At 64.9% G+C, this 1,658-nt stretch carries 1 protein-coding gene; it reads right to left on the minus strand.

Annotated elements, in window-relative coordinates; translation table 11 throughout:
- Positions 1-32: 32 nt before the first annotated feature.
- Positions 33-1,589 carry an ISL3 family transposase gene (locus NKI20_RS33495; protein ID WP_352838259.1) on the minus strand — a complete coding sequence of 519 codons (1,557 nt, stop codon included), beginning with the start codon at positions 1,587-1,589 and terminating at the stop codon, positions 33-35.
- Between the last annotated feature and the right edge of the window lie 69 nt (positions 1,590-1,658).

Genomic DNA, 1,658 nt, shown 5'->3' on the forward strand with positions numbered 1-1,658 from the left:
GGGCTCTGACGCACTTTTGGTGGTGATGGGGCCTACGCAGAACCGATGACGCGCGCCTGGAGTAGGTCGAGTTTTCCTCGGCCGTACATTTGGCGCTTAACGAGCTTGAGTTTGGTGATCTGCCCCTCGGTTTGGCCATTGGACCAGGGAGATGTGATCGCCGCGCTCACTGCCGCTCGGTCCTTGACGATGCCGTTGGCGAAGGGGGCAACAAGGCCCGATCGAGCTCGCTCCAGCCATGGCTCAAGATCGACGAGAGACTTCTTGCGGATCATGGCCTGGAAGGCGGCGATGATCCCTCGGGCGTCGACCAGCTGGGGCACACCGCCCTCAATCGCGGCGACAAGGATGGTTTCGGACTTGGAGAGGTTGTCGCGACCGACGGTCATCAGCCGCGCTATGGTCCGCGCCGAGGGCGCCCGGCTCAAGGCGCCACCATCGACCTTTTCCGCCTTCCGACGGCGCGTGGCCCACTCAGTGACAACCCGAAGACCACCACGGAACCCCTGGCCTTTGAGCCGTCGCCATAGCTCGGCGCCGTTCCGCCGTCCGGCCGACCACTGGGCGTCGAGCCATGGCAGGTGCAGTTCGAGCGAGCTCTCGCGGACGCGGAAGATATCCGAGCGTTGACCGCGCATGACGCGGCGGACAAGGCCGCGGCTGTACCCGGTCCGGCGAACGATCTCCTTGATCGCCACCCCGGTCTTGGCCAGGCCGAGAATGGCGGCGTTGGTGTCTTCCCGGCGAAGATACCCCTCATATTGGATCCGCTCGGCGGCGGTGAGCAGATCGGGATTGATCGTGACTGCGCCGATCGCGGACCGAATCTGGCGCATGGATTTGCGCACGGCGTCGAGGAAGGCGCGGCTAGCGTTCTCCATCAAGTGCCAACGGTCGGCCACCTGGATCGCCTTCGGCAGAGCCTTGGCTACAGCCATTGCGTAGCCACCGCCACGGTCGCGGGCGACGATGCCGATCTGAGGCTGATCCGAGAGCCAGGCCTGAGCCGTCGCTGGTTCCCGGTCAGGCAGCAATGCGATGGTCTTACGCCGCTCCAGGTCGCAGATGAGGGTTCCATAGCGCTGGTTGCGTCGCCACGCCCAGTCGTCGATCCCGATCACGGCTGGCGGAACGAAGCCCGGGCTGCCGCGCCGCCGCACGACGCGCAGCAGGGTGTCGTTGCTCACGGGTAGCATCAGCCTCCGGGCGAAGCCCGCTGCCGGGCGCCCGCCCAGAACAAGCCCAAGATGATGCACGATATCGTCGAGGCGGGCGGTTCGCCGCGCCCATGGCGTCAGGACGCCCTCGTCAAAGCGCTCGGTGAAGATTCGCCGGTCGCACAGAACCGCGTCGCAGTGGAACCGGCGCACCAGGGCGACCAGCCGAACAGGCTTTCCAGCCAACGGCAGATCCGCCAAGCGCCGCTGATATCGGCTGTGGATCCGCTCCGATCTCGTTCCGCAGCCCGGACAGGCACTCGCCATGCTCAAAGGTCGGATCGTGATGAGCGTCGCGTCGACCGCACTGGCGGCATCTTCAACAACAAAGCCGCGAGGGACGAGATTCGATGTTCGGAGGGCCTGGCCCATGGCATTGATTCCTTTTTGTGAAACCAGTGCCAGCCGACGTCACAATGTCATCAAAACTGAGTCAGAGCC

Origin of the sequence: Mesorhizobium sp. M0830 (genome assembly GCF_040319965.1) — a bacterium.
GTDB lineage: Bacteria > Pseudomonadota > Alphaproteobacteria > Rhizobiales > Rhizobiaceae > Mesorhizobium.

Coding starts and splice junctions, on each gene's coding strand:
- NKI20_RS33495 (WP_352838259.1), bottom strand. CDS start 1,589: ATGGGCCAGGCCCTCCGAACATCGAATCTCGTCCCTCGCGGCTTTGTT.